The sequence below is a fragment of the Muricaecibacterium torontonense genome, assembly GCF_004793925.1.
GTDB lineage: Bacteria > Actinomycetota > Coriobacteriia > Coriobacteriales > Atopobiaceae > Leptogranulimonas > Leptogranulimonas caecicola.
The window spans coordinates 255,528-274,755 of sequence record NZ_SRYE01000002.1 but is presented as its reverse complement, the minus strand read 5'-3'; the positions used below and the strand labels follow the sequence as shown (position 1 = coordinate 274,755).

Below are 19,228 nucleotides of genomic sequence, written 5' to 3'. Positions count from 1 at the left end.
CTCGGCATCCCCAAGGCCAAAGGGCTTAGGGAGAGACTGCACGATTACGCAGCCTTGGGAGTGGCGTTCTCGGCCTTGCGCTCTTTGTCGTACTGGGACTTCTTGAAGAGCAGGAAGAGGAGTCCGCCCACAAGGGCGCCTACGAGAATGGCGCCGACCCACGCCAGGGGCTGATCCACTACGGGGAGCACCAGGAAACCGCCGTGAGGAGCGGGCACGTGCACGCCCAGCAGCAGGGTGAGGATGGCGGCAATGGAGGAGGAGAGCATCATGATGGGCATCACGGGCCAAATGTTCTTGGTCATGAAGGGGATGGCGCCCTCGGTAATGTGGGTGCAGCCCAGGATGAGGTTCACCAGGCCGGCGTCGCGGTCTTCCTGGGTGAAGTACTTCTTGCCCACGATGGTGGCAAAAGAGGTCACCAGAGGAGGAGCGATGCAGGCGGCAGACACGGCAGCCATGAAGTTGGTGCCGGAGAGGTACTCGGCGGTGCCTGGGCCGGCGGAGAGACCAGCGCCCAGAAGCATGGTGCCGGTGACGTAGGCAGCCTTGTTCACGGGGCCGCCCATGTCAAAGGCGCACATGCAGCCAATGGCCAGACCCAACACGATGGGGCTGCCGCCCTGGAGGCTCTCCAAGAAGCTCATCATGCCCTCGTTGATGGCCACCATGGGGCCGGAGATGGCCAGCATGGCAAGACCAACAATGAAGGTGGAGCACAGAGGATAGAGGAAGATGGCCTTGAGACCGTTGAGGCTCTCAGGGATGTGGGAGAAGACCTTCTTCAGGCCCTCCACCACGTAGCCAGCCAAGAAACCGCCAATGATGCCGCCCAAGAAGCCAAAGCCAACGCCGGAACCACCAGCATCGATGAGGCCGGTCTCAGCAGAGACAGGCAGGCCCTGGATGGCGATCATGCCGGCCACAAAGCCAGGGACCAGGCCAGGACGGCCGGCGATGGACTCGGCGATGTAAGCCGAGAGGATGGGCACCATGAGGTTCATGGCGATGCCGCCGATGATCTTGAGCATGGCGGCGAAGGAGTTGTAGTCGGCAGCCGTGGAGTCAAACGAGGTGATGCCCCACAGGAAGGAGATGGCGGTGAGCACGCCACCGGCTACCACGAAGACCAGCATGTGGCTTACGCCGTTCATGAGGTGCTTGTAGATCTCCTGGCCAATCCCGCCTTTCTCAAAGCCATGGTTCTCCATGGCCAGCTCCTCGTCGGTGGGAGCAGCCTCGGCCTTGGCGGGTTTGGCAGCCAGAGCCTGATCGATAAGACCGGCAGGATCTTTGATGCCTGCGGTGACGCCAGCCTTGGCCATGGGCTTGGAGGCGAAGCGCCCCTCGTCCACGTTCACGTCGGCAGCGATGACTACTGCCTTCGCGTTGGCGATGTCCTCAGCGGTGATGGCGTTCTTCACGCCCTCCTGACCGTGGGTCTCCACCTTGATGGTGAGGCCCTTCTCCTTGGCGGCTTTCTCCAACCCTTCCTTCGCCATGAAGGTGTGGGCGATGCCGGTGGGGCAGCCAGTGCATGCGAGGATGTCGTAGTGCTCGGACATGCGTGTCCCTCTCTTCCGGATCGTTGGCGCAACTGTGCGCCAGACTGATATCTGGAAAGACCTGTGCGTACTCCACCTGCAGGTTAGAACCTACCGCCAGATGCAGTCCTCCCACGCGCTGCGCCGTTGGCCAGATGTGTCTCTACAAACCACGGCCTACGGGCAATACAAGCCTCTCGCTCACGGTCATTGAATAGCAGCTGAAACTATTTGGTTAAATTCAGCCAGACAAACGGTCAATATTTCTCCGTGAACGGTAATAAAAGCTAATTATGTATGACTAATACTGTAAGGGTCTTTACTATCCATCCCTTATAATTTCGATAAATGTCTACCTTTATATAGTCATCTAGCTGGTATTTCACATAGTTTACGCTAAATTATAATTACTTATAAACTGCATGTTCACCTAGGTACCTTAATTTGATGCTTGAAAGAATCGTTGCCTTCGTGCCATAATTGTTTATTTATCTTTTAGGAGGAGGATTCATGGCTTTTGATGCAGCCCGGGAGGAATACCAGCTGCTCAGCATCCGCTATTTGCGCGACCACAAACTTACCGACAGCTACGGGATGGCGCGAGAAGCCGCCGCCTTTCGCCGCCAGTTCGCCCGCAACCACGATGCCTTGCCTCAAACAGACCAAGACCGCGCCTTTCACCTTATGGCCCAGGCCGTCACGCTCATAGACAACGAGCTTCCCTTTGTAGAGGCCGAGGACGACGCCTACGCCCTCATTCAAGAGGCCCAAGGCCTGCTCTCTGAGTCTGTCTCCTTAGACCCTGGCTGCTTCGATGCCCAGCGCGCCCTGACGGCCCAGCAAAGCCCCACCCGCGAGGCCTACTATCGCTACCTCAAAGACGGCGAGGCTCATACCTGGGAGGTGTGCCAGGCCCGTGCCCAAGAGGCGCTCAAATCCTCGCAGGTAGCCTCAGACCTCGAGGCGCGCCTGCTCCTCTTTCCTGCCTATCGCTGGACGGCTGCCCTGGCCTCTCATGCTCTGGTGTGTGGCAGGTACTCTATTGCCCGCGACGCTGCCGAGAAACTCCTCGCCCAAGACTCAGAAGACGTGGCTGATGCCCGCTTCACCGCTGCGCTGGCCTACGCGAAGCTGGAAGACGGCGAGGGCTTCCTCTCTCTTCGAAAGCGCACGCGCAAGATGCGCAACCGCCCGGCACCTGATGCCTGGGCCTCCTTTGCCTTTATGGCCCTGAGCGCCAAGGCCAACGATTACAAGCTTGCGCGCGAGATCCTCCATCAGATCCTGCGCATCTATCCCCACGCTGCCTATGTGCTCTCTCAATCCTCTGCAGTACCCGAGGGCATCTTTGCTCGCATGGCGGTAGAGCCCTACTCCAACGACGAGCTTGTCTTGGCCACCAGCGAGGCGCTGGTACTGTTGCAAGAAGGCGTGGACCTCAAGGGCTATGGCACCCTGGGCGCCTTTATGCTTCAAGATCCCCTGGTGCGCCAAAAAGCCGAGGAAGACGAGCGCGAACTGAGGGCCATGCTTACTAATGGCCCCGTGCCGCTGGATGCCTCTTCAATGTCTAAGGGGCCAGATGCGTTCCCTCAAGACGGCGAAGGCGGATGGGACCTTGACGGACCTTCTGATTTGCTTGGCGATTGGGGGCAATCCCGCTCATGAGCACACTTACCCCGCTTACACCTGGCGGCTCTCCCGCTTCGCCGGCTGCCTTTCAAGAAGAGCTGGTTTGGCGCGTAGCCCTTTACTACAAAGAGTCCCATGAGCCCATGAGCGACGGCGCCTTCTCAGCCCTTTTGGAAGCTGTCCAAGAAGACCTTGGGCCATACCTCACCCACCCTTCAGACATTGCCTTTGCCAAGCTGGCCCCCGTGCTCGACAGCTATCGCCAGCCGCATCCAGAAGACGAGTTCCTCTCCAACGAAGACTACATGGCCACCATTGCCAAGCGCCGTGACCAGGTACTTGCAGCCGCAGGGCACGCCTTAGAGATCGATCCTCGCTGCACCGACGCACTCGTGGTCTCTGCCTTGCTGCAAGAAGATGAGACCTTCGAGGTGGTCGAGGCGCTCATCGACCTAGAATCCCAACAGCTGGAAGGCCAAGAACTCCATATACCTGCCTCTGGATCTGCCTGGGACAACGTGTTTGCCCGCCCTGCGCTGCGCCATAAAGCCGCCATCGCCTTTATGGCGACAGAGGCTGCCTTCTATAAGCGGGCCCTTACCACCGCCGGCCAGCTTCTGGATTTATTGCCCAACGACGAGCTGGGCATGCGCCACACCCAAGCCCTCGCCTTCGCACGGTTGGAAGACGAGACTGGCTTTGACGAGCTGGATGCCCGCTTCCATCGCCGAGGCAGTGCCTGGACCAACCTAGCCCGCACGGTGATGCTCTTCAAGCTGGACCGCATGCCTGCTGCCCGCAGGGCCCTCCAGGGTTTCCTGTCCCTCAATGAAGGCGCCGCTTATGCTCTGTTGCATCCGGTTTACGTGGAGCCCTACCTGCCTTTGCGCCCCACCTTTGCCCCTGGCTCCTTCGAAGAAGTCACCCTGGCAGTGCGCGAGGCAGACCCTCTGGTGGTAGACGTGCCCGAGTTCATCACCTGGGTCGCCAACCAGCCCCAAGTCGCCGAGCAGGCTGCCTCCTTCGCCCAATCCCGCGGCTACGATTTTTGAGTTGTGGGTTATTGAGTGAGTCTGGGAGCGCCCAAAAGTATTTGCTATACTCAGTAAGCTCTTGTGCGCCTAGGCCTTATAAGCCAGGTCACGGTATTTTTAATGCCGATACGCACAAGTCGCCTTAGTCCCCATCGTCTAGTGGCCCAGGACGTCGCCCTTTCAAGGCGAAAACACGAGTTCGAGTCTCGTTGGGGGCACCACAAAACGCAACAGCCCTAGAAACCGCGCGTTTCTAGGGCTGTTTTTGACTGGTTGCAGCAGCCAAAGGATCTCGCCGATATCCCGTTAGTTCACCATATAGCGACCTACGCGATAGAAGGTCACCGACCCGGAGGGCTTGTTGGAGTCGAACTGCACAAACTCCACCGAATGCTCGCCGGAGTCCAACTGCTCGTCTTTGAGCTCCAAATCAGCGGTTTCGCTGGACTTATTAAGAGTGGCGGCTTCTTGGCCATCCACATAGACGTAGGTGATTGTATCGGCAGGAACGCCTTCGAGTACCAGCGTGATTTGGGCTGCGCGCTTGGCAGGGTTCACCGCAAGCTCGGGGATAGAGCCGTTCTGGGTAGAGCCCTCCCCGCTTACCAGGTAGGCAGTGCCCTCGCCCACGTTGCCGTACTGCTCAGAGCTGAAGCTCTTGGTGGTGGCAGTGGCATCGGCAGACTGGGATGCCTCGTCGTTGTTGGTGGTAGCTGAAGACGATTGACCGCATGCGCCCAGACTGAGCGCCAACGTTGCCGCCATAAGCATTGCTGTGATCTTGCGTTTCATGTGCCCTCCAGCCTTAAGAAACCTCATTTTGAGGACTGTACCCGTTTGCGCGCAGGAACAGGCCTGCACCCCCGTGGTGTGCAGAGGTTATTTGGTGCCTAGGTGGCACGAGGGAGTCTCCATGAGCTGAAGCACCTGACGCTCAGAGGGACCCATGTTTTCGCCCAGCAGGAAGGGAATGCCGTTGACATAGGGACAGCCCAGATGCTGCGGAGCCATCATGGTAGCCACCAAAAAGTCGAAGCTGTCGGAGAGGCGGGCGGCCTCGGCGATTTTGCATTGATGAATCTCGTAGCGACCCTCATAGCCATGCTCATTGAGCAGGCGCTCGAGACGAGTACGCGCTGCAGTAGAGGTGGCAAAACCCGAGCCACAGGCCAAAAGAATGCGCTTCATGCTTCGCTGCTTTCTATTAGAAAAGGGCAGGCATGCAGCCTGCCCTCGCTAATTGCTACTGGTAGGGGCGGTGGGATTCGAACCCACAAGCCCGAAGGCGGCGGATTTTAAGTCCGATGCGTATGCCGTTTCGCCACGCCCCCAGATCAGTTCCTCATGGTAGCCCATCTCGCCCGTGACGAGGAGCTCGATCAAAGAACCATTTTAGGCCCAAAGATCGGTAACCCTCACCTGGAGGGGCAGGTCTGTCTTCTTGTGAGCCAGCTCTTGAGCGATAGCCACACACTCCCCTGCCAAACCGTCCGATTCGCTCACCGTGAGCTCTAGGAAGCCTGCAGCGCGCATGAGCTCGCCCAACAGCAAGACGCCTCCCAGAATCACCGGAGCTCGCTGAGGCTGCACGCCTACGATCTTCGCCCTCTGCTCCTGCGTCATGGCAGAGAGCAGCTGAGCGAACTCGTCCACGTCGCCAATGGTGAGGGTAGCCCCCTGCACCTGGGCGCTGTCGTAGGGATCCAAGCCCAGTTTGGCAGCCACTACCGTGGTAGCCGTGCCACCGGTGACCACCAAGGCGTCAGGGCGCGGCAAAATGCCGTCCATCCAGGGCATCTGAGCCTCAAAAGCCATGCGCACCTCGCAGCAGCACTGCACGATGGCATCGCGGGCGGGAGGGTCGGTGCGCTCCAGGTAGCGCTCGGTGACGCGGCGGGCGCCCACGTCAAAGGAATGGGTCCAGTCCACTACCACGCCTTCTTCGGTCACGCCGCCCAAGGTGAGCTCGGTAGATCCGCCGCCTAGGTCTGCCACCGCCATGGAGGGCAGGTCGATGGCCTGGGTCACCCCCAAAAACGTCAAAGGGCCCTCGGCCTCGCCGGACAAGACCTCAGGATCGAGCCCACGGGAGCGCAACGCCTCTAAGAGGGTTTCGCTATTCTCGGCATCTCGGGCGGCCGAGGTCAAAAAGCACCCCACGTAATGGCAACGAGCCTCTTTGATCTGCTGCAAAAAGTCGTCCACTGCAGCCAGTACGCGATCGATGGCCGCTTGAGACAGCTGGCCTGTGGCATCAACACCCTCGCCCAGATTGCAGATGGTGCTCTTGCGCTCAATGGCCTCCAGCTCGCCGTCGCGCAGGTCGGCGATGCCTACTCGGGCGGTCACCGTGCCCAGGTCGATGGCTGCTACGCGAATGAGGTCTTCCATAACTCATGCACCTTTCTTATAGCCAAAGAGCACGTCCAGCGCTTGGACGTACCAGGGATCTGTACGCGCCAACACTTCAGCTTTAATGTCGTCGGGAATGGGCGCGGCCTGGCCGGCATCCTGTTCTTCGGGGAGTCCCGAGACCGTCACCGCCTGTTCCCCCTGTCGCACGTAGCCATGGAGCCGGGCCTCATCCTCGATGCCCTGCTCGGTATTGAGGGAGCGAATGCGGGCCTTCTCCTCCTCATTAAGGCCATTGAAGGCATCCAGCTGCGCCTGATAGACCTCGCCGTTGCGCCTGGCCCTGTAGTAATCGCAGGCCGGCGGGTAGAGGATGGCCAGAGCCACCAGGCAAATGCCCATGATTGCCAGGGGCACCCTGAGCCTCACCTGCCAGGGAGCCTTGGGTGCCTCCGAGCCCTCATCGCCCTTGGAGCGCCCCCACCGCGAAGTGCGCACGCCCTTGAAGTCGTCCCCTAGCTTTGCGCCCACCGCCGAGGTAGCGCGCCCTGTCCTTGCGCTCGCAGCAGAGCGGCCGGCAGCGGGGCGCCCTGACTCTTTTGTCTGCCGAGAAACCCGCTCCTTGAGGCTTGCCACCGTGACAGAGAACCAGGAGCCTTGGGTGCTTGTGCGCCCTGAGGCACGCTGGCTGCGAGTGCCCTGGGCCTCCAGCCGCCTGCGCGCCTGGGACAAATCGCCGGTGGCCTGGGCAGACGCGCCCCTGCCATAGGGCTGCGACAACTGGGTTGAAGCCAACGTGCCCGAAGGCCTGAAGCGCGTAGAGGACGGCTTGCGATAGCCCGAGGCGTCCATATAGGGGCCGTCATCAGTAAGCTGGATCTCCGGCCGGTAGGGCTCTGCAGGCCCGCGACTATAGGACTCATCCCCAGCTACCTGGGACTCCTCATAGTCCTCTACCTCGTAGAGAGGCTCTTCGGCCTCTTCTGCCTCTGGCCCAGAAGCCCTGCCGTTGGCGCTGCGGGAGCTGCCAGCCTGGGGAGCAGGGCCGGATCTGGGCCTAAAGGTCAACGTAGCGTCGTTGGAGCGCCGATTGCTATGGGAACGAGCGCGTGTGGACATCTAACTCCTCAGTGCCAGGTTTTGAGTGCGAGGTAGTGCGAATGATCTGCGGTGGAGATGACAGTATAGAGCCTTGGGCTTCAGCCCTGTGGAGAGGCCATGTGCGCGGGCTGGCCGGGACGGCCCTGCAGGCTTACGCCCGGGAGGGCGCGTCCTTCTCGGCAGCCTTCACTTGGTCCCAAAGCTCGTTGAGCTCCTGGGTTGAGAGCTGGTGAGGCTCTTTGCCCAGCTGATGGCAGAGCTCCTCCACCCCTTGCCAGCGGCGGCGGAACTTGGCATTGGAGGCGCGCAGGGCCTCTTCGCAGTCGATGCCCGCCTTGCGGCCCACGTTTACCAGGGCAAAGAGCAGGTCTCCAAACTCGACGGCAACGGCGGCAGAGCCTTGGGGCTCTGCCAGGTACTCGGCGCGCTCCTCGTCCACCTTGTCCCAGACTGCCTCAGGGCTGTCCCAGTCAAAGCCGGCGCGAGCGGCGCGCTTGGAGATCTTTTGGCACTCCATCAAGGCAGGCAGTGCCCGAGGCACCGAGTCCAAAAGCCCCTGGGGAGCTTGGGCATTGGCGCGCTCCCGGCTCTTGACCGTCTCCCAGATGGAGAGCACCTCCTCTGGATTGGAGGCGTCCTGGGCTCCAAAGACGTGGGGATGGCGGCGCACCAGCTTGGCGTTGAGGCCGCAGAGGACGTCGTCGATGCCAAAGGCGCCGTCATCTTGGGCGATCTGGGCATGGAGGAGCACCTGCATAAGAACGTCGCCCAGCTCTTCTTGAAGGTGGGCATCGTCGGCGGCCTCGATGGCATCCACCGCCTCATAGGCCTCCTCCACCATGTTCTTCTTGATGGAAGCGTGGGTCTGCTCCCTGTCCCAAGGACAGCCGTCGGGTTGGCGCAGGCGCCAGATGGTGCGCACCAAGGCATCGAAGTCCGGATGGGTCTGAGGCGCGCCAGGGCGCTCTTGGGACACAGCATCTACCTGGGCTTCTAAGGAAGGCTCGGAAGCCGCGGCCCCTGCGGCAGAAAAAGGCGCCAAGCCAGGCTGCGGCGCGGCCTTCCCAGCCCTCACCGCCTGAAGCGACGCCGGGAACCGGGCGGCTGCCAACGCCTGAAGCACGCCCTCGCTATAGTGCAGATAGCCTGCGGCGTTGGGGTGCAGGCGGCCGTCTCCAAAGTAGAGGGGATCATGGGGCACCAGATCCTTGCCATCCACATAGGAGATGTCCATGTCGTCGCAGAGCTTTTTGAGAGTCTTTCTCACCCAGCCCAAAGGCTTCCCGGAGGCGGAGACGTCCTTATCGGCACGCCACAGAGGCGAGATCACAAAGATGGTCGAGGGGTCGAACAGCTGGGTGAGACGCTCCAGATAGCGGCGCGCCTGGGTGCGGATCTCCTTGGCAGAGGCCACCTTGGCCCAGTCGTTGGTGCCATAGGCCACCGTCACCAGAGCAGGGGCCGCCTGGCGCACCGAGCTCATGCCCTTCAAGGTCTCATCGTCGAAGACGTGGCCGGAAATGCCCTGGTTGAGCAGTTGGCATCCCAGCTCGCGGGCCAGGTTCGCGCCCAGGCTGTGAGCCGGGGAGCCCGCCATGAAGCCCTGGGTGATGGAGTCGCCAAGGCACAGCAGCAAGGGGGCCGGCGCCAGAGGCTCCAGCCGATCGTTGGCACGGAGGTTTCCCACCGCCACGCTCATGAGACTGGGCAGCCACAGGCGGCACGTCGTGAGAGCACGGTCAGGATTGTCCAGCTCGAACTCTGCCGTTCCCGATTCCACCCGCGCCCCATAGAACCGGCCACCCGCCTCAAGCCCCAGGCCATCCATGAGCCCTGCCGCAGGGGCAGTGGTGGACCGAGGCACCCAGGCTCCCTCCTCTGCCAGCAGCTTTGTGCGCCCTTGGGCCTCCTGCCGAGCCAGAAGCTCGCTCATGAGCCGAGCGTCTGCGGCGTCATGGGAGAGGTCCTGCAGCACCTCCACCTCCAGCGAGAGACAGGTGGCCCGCGTGGAGAAGGCCAGGCATACGCCGGCGGTGGCATCGGCCCTGTGACCGCGGCCAACAGAATGCAAGTAATCCAGCTGGGCTGCCGAGAAGCGCTCCGGCTGCACGAGGCCGCCGTCCCTCACTCGAGCCGTTACGCAGCCCTGAAGATAGCGCACCACAGAAGGCGCCTGATCCTTGGGCACTGCCTGACCGTCGCGATCGAGCACCTCAGGCACCAGCGGCTTAGAGCGACTGGCCGAGAAGAGCGACCACCGGCGCTGCTCGGCTGGGGGCAGCTGCGGCAACGCCTTTGCTTGAGACGTCCGAGAGGCGCCCCGGGAGGTTGCCGGGGCGGCCGCCTTTTTAGCTTTGCGCCCTTTGACTTTGGCCCTCCTGGTCGTTTTGCCCTTCATCGCTTTGGATGCCTTTGCACTCATAGACGCACCTCTACCTCGCCTCTATGGCTCGCCCCCTCCCAGAGGGGCGAGCGCCTGTAGCTTTCAATTTTGACATGGCTGGCCGGTCAGGACCACCGGCCCGACTAGTCTTCATCATCGCCGCCCAGAGTCTCCAAGACTCCTAAAGCGGCGCTTACCAGATCCTCTGCGTCCTTGCGGAAGGGATAGGTGAGCTTTTTAGACTGGGAGAACACACGGGCGCCCTTGCGCTTGAGTCCCGGCACCAGGTCGCGAGGCACGTCGGCGCCCATGTAGACCAGCTGGCCTCCGGTGAGCGCCACCGAGGTGATCCCCAACCTCTCCCCACGAATACGAATGCGCTGGCGGTCCAACAGGTTGCGGGCTGCCGGCGGCAATGAGCCGTAGGTCTTTTCCAGCTCGGCCTCCAGCGCATCCACTTGGGCAAGCTCCGTGGCGGCGGCCACACGGCGGTAGGCCAGCACGCGCTTGTCGATCTCGGGGATGTACTCGTCGTCAAAGAAGAAGTCTGCCGAGAGGTTCACCACCGTCTCTGCCGGCGCCACCTCGCCCACTTCGCCCTTGGCCTCGCTCACAGCCTCACCCAGCATCTGGGTGAACAGGTCAAAGCCCACCTGCTGGAGGTTGCCGTGCTGCTCGGCGCCCACCAGCGATCCCGCACCGCGGATCTCCAGGTCGCGCATGGCGATGCGCATGCCGCTTCCCAGATCCTGATACTCGTTGATAGCGGTCAGGCGCTCGGTGGCCTCCTCGGTCAACGGGCGCTCGCCAGGGAACAGGAAGTAGGCGAAGGCCTGGGTGCGCCCGCGGCCAACGCGGCCCTTGAGCTGGTAGAGCTGAGCCAAACCCAGCCGCTGGGAGTCCTCGATGATGAGGGTGTTGGTATGAGGGTTGTCGATACCGCTCTCAATGATGGTGGTGGCCACCAAGACGTCGATGTCGTGAGTCTGGAAGCGCTCCATGACGTCTTCCACCTCGCGCGGGCTCATCTGCCCATGGGCCACGCCGATGCGAGCCTCCGGCGCCGCCTCACGCACGCGTTCCACCGCCTCATCGATGGTGGTCACACGATTAGACACGTAGTACACCTGACCGCCGCGGCTTGTCTCGGCACGAATGGCATCGCTCACTACATCGGGATCGTACTCCCCCACGTGCACCTTCACCGGCAGGCGGCCTTTGGGCGGCGTCATGATGAGGCTCATGTCGCGCACGCCCGAGAGGCTCATCTGCAGCGTGCGAGGGATGGGCGTAGCCGAGAGCGTGAGCACGTCCACCTGCTCGCGCAGATTCTTGAGCTGCTCTTTGTGCTGCACGCCAAAGCGCTGCTCCTCGTCCACGATGACCAGGCCCAGATTGTGGGGGTTCACGTCGCGAGACAGCAGCCTATGGGTGCCGATAAGCACATCTGCCTCGCCTTTGGCAAACTCCTCCAAGGACTTCTTTTGCTGGGCGGCAGTCCTGAAGCGGGAAAGCACCGCCACCTTGACGCCGAAGGGCGCGAAGCGTTCCTGGAAGGTCTCGTAGTGCTGCTGGGCCAGGATGGTGGTGGGGCATAGCACCATGACCTGGCGACCGTCCTCCACGCACTTGAAGGCGGCGCGAAGGGCCACCTCGGTCTTGCCAAAACCCACGTCGCCGCAGAGCAGGCGGTCCATTGGCTTGGGCTGTTCCATATCGGCTTTGATATCGTTTATGGCGCGGCTTTGATCAGAAGTCAAAGGATAGGGGAAGCTTGCCTCCATCTCGCGCTGGGCAGCGTCGTCCGGCGAGAAGGCATAGCCCTGCACCGTGGCGCGGCGAGTGTAGAGTTCTACTAGGTCAAAGGCCAGTTTTTTGGCGCTCTTGCGCGCCTTGGCGGTAGCGCGCGACCAATCCGCGGTGTTGAGGCGCGTGAGCCTGGGCGCCGACCCGTCCGGCCCCACATAGCGCGAGATGCGATCCACCTGCTCCAACGGCACGTAAAGCTTGTCTCCCGCCGAATACTCCAGCAAGAAGTAGTCCCGCTCGCGCCCGTCGATCTCCCGACGCACGATGTCGGCGAACTTGGCGATGCCGTGAGTGGCATGAACCACGTAGTCGCCGGGCTTGAAGGGGAAGGTCACCTGGGTGGGATCGATGGCGCGCGATTTGGTGCGGCTGGCAAAACGAGCCGTCAAGTCCCCTACCGAGAAGATCGCCAACCGGGCAGAGGGCACTATCACGCCTGCAGGAACCGGCGCTTCGAAGAAGCTCACCGAGCCCGCTTGGAGAGGCAGCGCTTTTTTGTAAGCCTCCGGGTCCAATATGGAGGCAGCATTGGCAGGGTCTGAGGCCAACGACTCTGCAAAGGGCACGTGCTCGTCGCCAAAGGAGAGCTCCAGCGACTGGCGGGCGCTCCTGTCGGGCACCGCAAAGGCAATGGCGAAGTCATCGCGCAAAAGCTCGCGGGTGCGGCCTAAAAGGCGTGTGTCAGAGCCGGCGATCTGCGGCTGGCGCACGGTAAGCTCGGCGGTCACCGGAGTGCCGGCCGTATTGAGCGAAGAGAAGTTCAGGCGCTGCTGGGAGCCAAAATCAAGCTTGCGAGGGTCTGTGTAGAGCTCCGCGAGCTCCGGCTTGAGCTTGGCTGCACTGGCTGAGGCCGCCAGGTCGTCGTAGGCGCGCAAGCAGTCGTCAAAGAGTGCACGAGGCTCGTTGAGGCACACCAGCGCCTCCTTGCAAATATGATCGATGGGCGAGGCCGTCGACCCGTAGAGCTGGGCCAGGTAACGCTCTGTCTGAGGATTGGGAATGCGCGCCGTGATGGCTTCCAGGTCTGCCGCCACCGCCGAACTTTCGCGAGCCCTATCCCAAAGGGCATGCTCCGCGCGCTTTACCGTCTCGTCAGTGAGGGCATACTCGCGGGCAGGCTGAAACTCCACCGCATCCAAATCGCCGATGGTCTGCCCTGTGGCCGGCACCAGGCGCCGGATGCGGTCGATCTCGTCGCCAAAGAACTCCAGGCGCACGGGGTTGGTGCCCTGAGCTGGATATACGTCCACATTGTCACCGTGGATGCCAAAGGAGCCTGGCTCCGCTGCCTCGCCCAAGTTCACGTAGCCGGCCGCGAGCAGCGCCCCGCCGATCTTCTCATAGGGCACCTCCTGGCCCACCTCGTAGCGAAGGGTTTGCCAAAAGGGCACCTCTGCCGGAGGCACCCGGCGCAAAAGCGCCCGGGCGCTGGCTACGACAATGCGCGGCTCGCCGGTGGCCAGGCTTGCCAGCGCCTGAGTGCGGGCGCCCAGCACCGCCATATTGGGCTTAGTGTCTTTCCAGGGCAGATCTTCCCGCATGGGATAGCGCTCCACCTGCTCCAGCCCCAGCCAGGCTTGAAGGGTGCGGGCCGCACGGTCTGCCAGCTCCTCGCCGGAGACCACATAAAGACAGGGCCTGGGATCTTTGGCCCACAGGCTGGCAAGCATCAGCGCGCGGCCGGACTGGCCTACCGAAAGCGTGGCGTCTTGATGGGCTGCCAGCGCCTTTACCAACGGCGACAGGTTGGCGTCTGCCAGAAGCTGTTTGGCGATACGGTCAATGATCATGGAAGGCGGCCTTCCTAGGCGAGGGAACGACAGAGATGGCACCGGAAACCAACCGATGATTACCCGCCAATCCCACATCGATCGCTATAGATATGTATGGGAGGGGCGAGTTTCTCGGCATGGACTTTATGGACATGCCAAAAGGGCCCTGACGCTTGCGCGTGGGCCTTAAGAGCAAGCTTTAGGGATACTACCCCCCCTGAGGGTGCTTCGGGCACAGGACCGGCGGTTTACATGGGAAACAACGTCGTTGAGCCATTGGTGCACGCACTGCGCCGACGCATAGGCCGCATGTTTACGCCTTCGGACGATACGTTGCCCCAGGGTCACGAAGACCTTCGCGTGCAGACTGCCCCGCGATTTGTGTTTTCGCTGCTTCGTCGCTCTCGGTGTTTGCGTCGTCCAAGTGCGATGAAGGTCCTAAAACACAAATTCATTATTTGATATTTTAGCGCATCCTCGCCCAGCGCCCCTTCATCCCGCGCGCCTCCTCCCCCAGCACCGCCGAAGGTCCCCGCGGGCACGAAAAGGGCGCCGGCCCCAAGGCCAGCGCCCCATTGAATGTCGGTTCCTGTGAGCTCAAAGCCTGTGCATACCGGCTCGCAGCCCGCGCCCGCAGCTGCCGAGAAACCCGCCTGCCGCCTCCGGGAGGCAATGGCCGGCAGCTGCTCTTGGCAGCGCGCTTAGAAGACCGCTACCACGCCGCCGTTGTAGTTGTCCTCGATGAACTGACGGGTCTGGTCGCTGGTGAGCAGCTTCACCAGCTCCTTGGTCTTCTCGCTGTCCTGGTTGCCGTCCTTCACGGCCAGCACGTTCACATAGGCCTTGGAGGCTTCGCCGGTATCAGACTCGGTGGCCAGGGCGTCCTCGGTCTTGAGGCCGGCACCCAGCGCGAAGTTGCCGTTGATAGCCGCGATGTCCACATCCTGGAGCGAACGGGGCAGCTGAGCAGCCTCCATCTCCTGGATCTGCAGGTTCTTGGGGTTCTCCACGATATCTACCACCGTGGCGTTCAGGCCGGCTCCGTCCTTGAGTTTGATGAGACCTTCCTGCTGGAGCAGCAGCAATGCGCGGGCCTCGTTGGTGGTGTCGTTGGGCACGGCCACTACGGCGCCGTCAGGCAGCGCGTCCAGCGAGGCGGTTTTGCCGGCGTAGAGGCAGAAGGGCTCGAAGTGGATGTCGGCGGCGTCCACCAGATGAGTGCCGTTCTCTTGGTTGAAGTCGTTCAAATAGGTGATGTGCTGGAAGTAGTTGGCATCCAGCTGGCCGTCCTCCAGAGCGGTGTTGGGCTGGATGTAATCGTTGTACTCCACCACATCCAGGGTGTAGCCGTCCTCTTTGGCCTGCTCCTTGAGGTTGTTCAAGATCTCGGCGTGAGGGGTGGGGCTGGCGCCGATCTTGATGGTCTTGTCGCCCGAGGCGTCACCCGACTGCCCGTTGCCCGACTGCCCGCACGCCGTAAGCCCAGCTACCGCCAGCACGGCCACCAGGCATAGACCCAGAATACGGAAGGGGACCTTTTTCAAAGACATAGCGATACTCGCTTTCTTAATGTATTGATGCACTCTGTGATGCACTCTGTATTGATGCATGCGCACTGCTTGTTTCATTCCTAGATCTCAGAATGGCTGGCCGAGAAGCCCGTGCCTTTGCAGGCAGAACCCTTGCGGGTATCCCTAGCGGCGGCGCTTGTCCACACGGCTCACCAGCTTGAGGCCGCCTTCCTGGAAGATCTGCACGATCACTACCAGGAGTGCCACGGTGATGAGCATGACGTCGGTCTGATAGCGGTAGTAGCCGTAGTTGATGGCAATGGCGCCCAGGCCGCCGCCGCCCACAAATCCTGCCATGGCCGAGTAGCCCAGGATGGTGGCCAGCGAGATGGCGGCGCCCACCAAAAGGGAGGGGCCAGCCTCGGGGAGCAACACCTTGGTGACAATCTGCAGCGGAGAAGAGCCCATGGCGCGGGCTGCTTCGATGACGCCAGGGTCCACCTCTTTTAAGGAGGACTCCACCATACGACCCACATAGGGGGCCGCTGCCACCACCAAAGGCACGATGGTGGCGGTAGAGCCGATGGTGGTGCCCACCACCACGCGGGTGAAGGGCAGGATTGCCACCAGCAGGATGAGGAAGGGAATAGAACGCAGGATGTTCACGATGACGCCCACTGCCAGGTTCACTGCCTTGTTGGGAGCGATGCCGTCTGGCGAGGTCACAAAGAGCACCACGCCCAAAGGCACGCCCAACAGGTAGGCGATGGCGGTGGAAACCAGCGTCATGTAGAGGGTTTCCCAGGTTCCTGAGGCTAAAAGATCGATCATTTCTTGACTCATGCCTCATCGCCTCCTGCCTGCTGAGGGTTGTCCCCGCCGGGCATTCGTGGGTCTCCGCTCTCTTCGTAATGAATGCCGCGCCCGTCCAAATAAGCCCTGATGCGGGCGCAGGCATCCGGGTCTTGGGGCATTTGTATGAGGATCTGGCCATAGGCATGGCCGCCGATGTCTTGAGTATTGGCGCCCATGATGGACACGCGCACGCCACAGGTGATGGAGAGGTCGCTGATGACCGGATCGCCAGACTCCTCGCCGGTAAACGCGATGCGCAGCATGCCGGCGGGCACCTGGCCCTCGCGCGCTTCCAGCGCGTCTACCGCCGGCTCGATGAGGCGGCGGGCAGTGGCGCTTTGGGGGTGCAAGAAGACGTCGTGGACCGTGCCTACCTCTTTGATCTCGCCAGAGGCCATGACGGCCACCTTGTCGCAGACCAGCTCCACCACCTTCATCTCATGGGTGATCACCACGATGGTGACGCCAAGCGTGCGATTGAGTTCCTTGAGCAGGTCGAGCACCGAGCGTGTAGCCTCAGGGTCCAACGCGCTGGTGGCCTCGTCGCACAAGATGATGGAGGGATCCGATGCCAGGGCACGGGCAATGGCCACCCGCTGCTGCTGGCCACCGGAGAGCTGCGAGGGGAAGGCCTGGGCCTTCTCGGCAAGGCCTACGGTCTCGAGAAGCTCTTTGGCCCGGGCATTAGCCGCGTCGCGCTTGACTCCGGCGATATCCAAGGGATAGCGCACATTGGCCAGCACACTGCGCTGCTGAAGCAGATTGAACTGCTGGAAGATCATACCGATCTTTTTGCGCTGGGCTCGAAGCTCTTTAGCGGAGAGCTCCATAAGGTTGGTGCCGTCGATAATCACTGCGCCTGCGTCCGGGCGCTCCAGCAAGTTGATGCAGCGCACCAGCGTGGACTTGCCCGCTCCGGAAAAGCCGATGATGCCAAAGATCTCCCCATCGTCGATGGTGAGGTTGACCTGGCGCACCGCATGAAGCGGGCCGTTGGCAGTCTCAAAAGTTTTATCGAGGTCGCGCAGTTCTATCAAAAGATCCGTCCTTGCAGTAGTTCATGGCCTGAGGTGCACCATAAAGAGTAGGCATCCCAGATACTTTGGGACCTGTGCAGTGCCCCAAAAGTCTTTGTCCACTCTAAAGCCCGCAGGACCCTTTTGGAACTGCTGTGATGCATCCTTAACAATGCCCGCGTGACCAAAAACAGGCAGGTAGCTAAGGAAACAGGCCCAGAGCTGCCAAATGCAAGAAGGGCCCATATGCGTCGCGACCCCAAAGAGAGCGATGCGGCAGGGCGCCTCTAAGCTATCAGACTCATCTAAAACCACACGGCCTGTTCATAGCGCCGCCATACACCTTAGATTTGTCGCTTGTATACTTAGTCGAATCTATATTCACTCATTATGGCGGCTTGTTGCATAGGCACCTTAGGTGCAATGGGCCGCCCATCCTTGCAGGTCTGAGACCTTAAGGTACGCCTGAGAAACCCGAGCCTTCCGGCCCGCTCCTCCTATGTACCCCACCGTCTTCCTTCTATGACCTCGCTGCCAACATTTCCAGCCAAGAGGGGTTTTCCATTGAGCAAGCATCGCCGCACTCAGCAGCCAGAAGCCCAAGATCTCTCCCGTCAAAGCGCGGTAGAGCACTATTCGGCTGCCCGCAAGCGTCGCAGCCTTCACAAGCGCATTCGCGTGGCCGTCATCATTGTGCTCTGCGTGATCCTTACCGGCGGCGGCATCGCCTGGGCCTATCTCTCCAACATCGAGAACCGCCTCCATGAGGGCGTGAACGACAAGCTTCGCGGCACCCTCACCAACGTGCAGGCAGATGACCCGTTCTACATGCTGCTTTTGGGCGTGGATAAATCCGAGCAGCGTGCAGAGAGCGCGGAGTACGGCCAGGACTCTTCCAACTACCGCACCGACTCCATCATGCTGGCCCGCATCGATCCCAAGCAAAAGCAGGTGACGTTGGTCTCTATCCACCGCGACACCCTGGTGGATCTTGGCGAGCACGGCAAGCAAAAGATCAATGCGGCCTACTCGGTGGGCGGCCCCTCCTATACAGTTGAGGTCATCAGCAAGTTCGCCGGCGTGCCCATCTCCCACTACGCAGAGATCGACTTCGATCACTTCGAGGGCATCGTGGACGCGCTTGGCGGCGTCACGGTGGACGTGCCCATCGACATCAACGACCCCTATGCTGGCGAGCCCATCCAAAAGGGCGAGCAAACCTTGAACGGCGCCCAGGCCCTCACCCTCTGCCGCAGCCGCCACGCCTACGACAATTATGGCGACGGCGACCTCTATCGCGCCGCCAACCAGCGCATGGTCATCGCCGCCATCGTCAAGAAGGTGCTGGCAAGCGACCCCGCCACCATGACAGCCACCATCTCTTCGATGGCAGACGCCGTGTCCACCGACCTCTCGCTCCAGCAGATCCTCAACCTGGCTGCCCAGATGAAGGGCATCAACATGGACACCGACGTCTATACCGGCATGGAGCCCACCACCTCCACCTACCTCAACGAGACCTGGTACGAGATCTGCGACACCGCTGCCTGGCAAAAGATGATGAGCCGCGTGGACCAGGGCCTCTCCCCCTATGAGAGCGCCGACGACGACCCCACCGGCGAGGTGGCTGGCGGCAAGACCAACGTCAAAAACGACGGGGGCTCAGGCCAAGATTCCACCACCTTCGACACCAATACCTCTGCCGATAAGGACGGAACCGTCCATTCCGGCACCGTCGAGGTCCTCAATGGCGCAGGCGAAGACGGCTTGGCTGGGCGCGTTGCCAACAGCTTGGCGGCCTATGGCTACGACACCTCTGCCGGCACCGCACGCAACCGCTACGACAGCACCGTGGTTGCCTATATGAATGACGCCGCCAAGCCCAAAGCTCAGGCAGTGGCCCAGGCATTGGGCGGCGAAGTGGAAGTGGTGCCGGGTGAAGGCGTCTACATATCAGATGCCGACGTACTGGTAGTGTTGGGCACCGACCTGCGCAACTACAGCTAGGGCATTCGGCGAGCCGTCGCGCTATATATGGTGCATCCCACACCTTTTAGAAGGTTTACCTGCCTGTTCGCCGCACATCAATCCCCATAAAACTTAGCGAACCCCTCCTTACAGGAGGGGTTTTCTGTGGCTATACTCACCCTACAGATACCTTTCAGGTTTATGTATACAGTAGGCATAATATGCCTTCTACCTTGGGTTTTCTAGCAATT

The 19,228-nt window shown here is 61.3% G+C and carries 13 protein-coding genes and 2 tRNA genes; 4 read left to right on the top strand and 11 right to left on the bottom strand.

Features of this window, described 5'->3' with window-relative positions; genetic code table 11:
- Positions 1-44: 44 nt before the first annotated feature.
- Positions 45-1,565 carry a PTS fructose transporter subunit IIC gene (locus tag E5334_RS04140; RefSeq protein WP_136012338.1) on the bottom strand — a complete coding sequence of 507 codons (1,521 nt, stop codon included), beginning with the start codon at positions 1,563-1,565 and terminating at the stop codon, positions 45-47.
- A gap of 489 nt (positions 1,566-2,054) precedes the next feature.
- Here E5334_RS04140 and E5334_RS04135 point away from each other — a divergent pair, with 489 nt between their 5' ends.
- The 3 genes from E5334_RS04135 (at position 2,055) to E5334_RS04125 (ending at position 4,431) form a co-directional block, all read left to right on the top strand.
- The gene (locus tag E5334_RS04135; RefSeq protein WP_136012337.1) at positions 2,055-3,212 is read left to right on the top strand and encodes a response regulator receiver protein; all 1,158 of its coding nucleotides are present in this window, start codon (positions 2,055-2,057) and stop codon (positions 3,210-3,212) included.
- Positions 3,209-4,228 carry a hypothetical protein gene (locus E5334_RS04130; RefSeq protein WP_136012336.1) on the top strand — a complete coding sequence of 340 codons (1,020 nt, stop codon included), beginning with the start codon at positions 3,209-3,211 and terminating at the stop codon, positions 4,226-4,228. Before E5334_RS04135 ends, E5334_RS04130 begins: the two co-directional genes overlap by 4 nt.
- A gap of 127 nt (positions 4,229-4,355) precedes the next feature.
- Positions 4,356-4,431: transfer RNA gene (locus E5334_RS04125), tRNA-Glu, on the top strand.
- A gap of 85 nt (positions 4,432-4,516) precedes the next feature.
- On the opposite strand, the gene E5334_RS04120 is transcribed toward E5334_RS04125, so the two are convergent.
- The 10 genes from E5334_RS04120 to E5334_RS04075 form a co-directional block, all read right to left on the bottom strand.
- Complete coding sequence (locus tag E5334_RS04120; RefSeq protein WP_136012335.1) at positions 4,517-5,002, bottom strand: hypothetical protein; 486 nt, start codon at positions 5,000-5,002, stop codon at positions 4,517-4,519.
- An 87-nt stretch (positions 5,003-5,089) separates the two neighbouring features.
- Positions 5,090-5,398, bottom strand: coding sequence for a PTS sugar transporter subunit IIB (locus E5334_RS04115; RefSeq protein ID WP_136012334.1), 309 nt, complete (start codon positions 5,396-5,398; stop codon positions 5,090-5,092).
- 59 nt (positions 5,399-5,457) lie between these two features.
- Positions 5,458-5,541: transfer RNA gene (locus E5334_RS04110), tRNA-Leu, on the bottom strand.
- Between the two features lie 61 nt (positions 5,542-5,602).
- On the bottom strand, positions 5,603-6,601 hold the full coding sequence (locus tag E5334_RS04105; RefSeq protein ID WP_136012333.1) for a Ppx/GppA phosphatase family protein: 999 nt from the start codon (positions 6,599-6,601) through the stop codon (positions 5,603-5,605).
- 3 nt (positions 6,602-6,604) lie between these two features.
- Positions 6,605-7,681, bottom strand: a complete 1,077-nt coding sequence (locus tag E5334_RS04100) for a hypothetical protein (RefSeq protein WP_136012332.1) — start codon at positions 7,679-7,681, stop codon at positions 6,605-6,607.
- Between the two features lie 133 nt (positions 7,682-7,814).
- Positions 7,815-10,085: a nucleoside triphosphate pyrophosphohydrolase gene (gene mazG, locus E5334_RS08910; protein WP_136012331.1), complete on the bottom strand. Its 2,271-nt coding sequence runs from the start codon at positions 10,083-10,085 to the stop codon at positions 7,815-7,817.
- A gap of 104 nt (positions 10,086-10,189) precedes the next feature.
- Positions 10,190-13,645, bottom strand: a complete 3,456-nt coding sequence (mfd, locus tag E5334_RS04090) for a transcription-repair coupling factor (protein WP_136012330.1) — start codon at positions 13,643-13,645, stop codon at positions 10,190-10,192.
- A gap of 683 nt (positions 13,646-14,328) precedes the next feature.
- Positions 14,329-15,177 carry a MetQ/NlpA family ABC transporter substrate-binding protein gene (locus E5334_RS04085; RefSeq protein WP_136012329.1) on the bottom strand — a complete coding sequence of 283 codons (849 nt, stop codon included), beginning with the start codon at positions 15,175-15,177 and terminating at the stop codon, positions 14,329-14,331.
- Positions 15,178-15,321: 144 nt separating this feature from the next.
- Entirely contained in the window at positions 15,322-15,981 is a 660-nt protein-coding gene (locus E5334_RS04080) for a methionine ABC transporter permease (RefSeq protein WP_211082068.1), read from the bottom strand.
- Positions 15,978-17,030, bottom strand: coding sequence for a methionine ABC transporter ATP-binding protein (locus tag E5334_RS04075; protein WP_136012328.1), 1,053 nt, complete (start codon positions 17,028-17,030; stop codon positions 15,978-15,980). The genes E5334_RS04080 and E5334_RS04075 overlap by 4 nt, the downstream gene beginning before the upstream one ends.
- A gap of 543 nt (positions 17,031-17,573) precedes the next feature.
- On the opposite strand from E5334_RS04075, the gene E5334_RS04070 reads away from it, so the two are divergent.
- Complete coding sequence (locus E5334_RS04070; RefSeq protein WP_265592049.1) at positions 17,574-19,016, top strand: LCP family protein; 1,443 nt, start codon at positions 17,574-17,576, stop codon at positions 19,014-19,016.
- Positions 19,017-19,228: the final 212 nt, after the last annotated feature.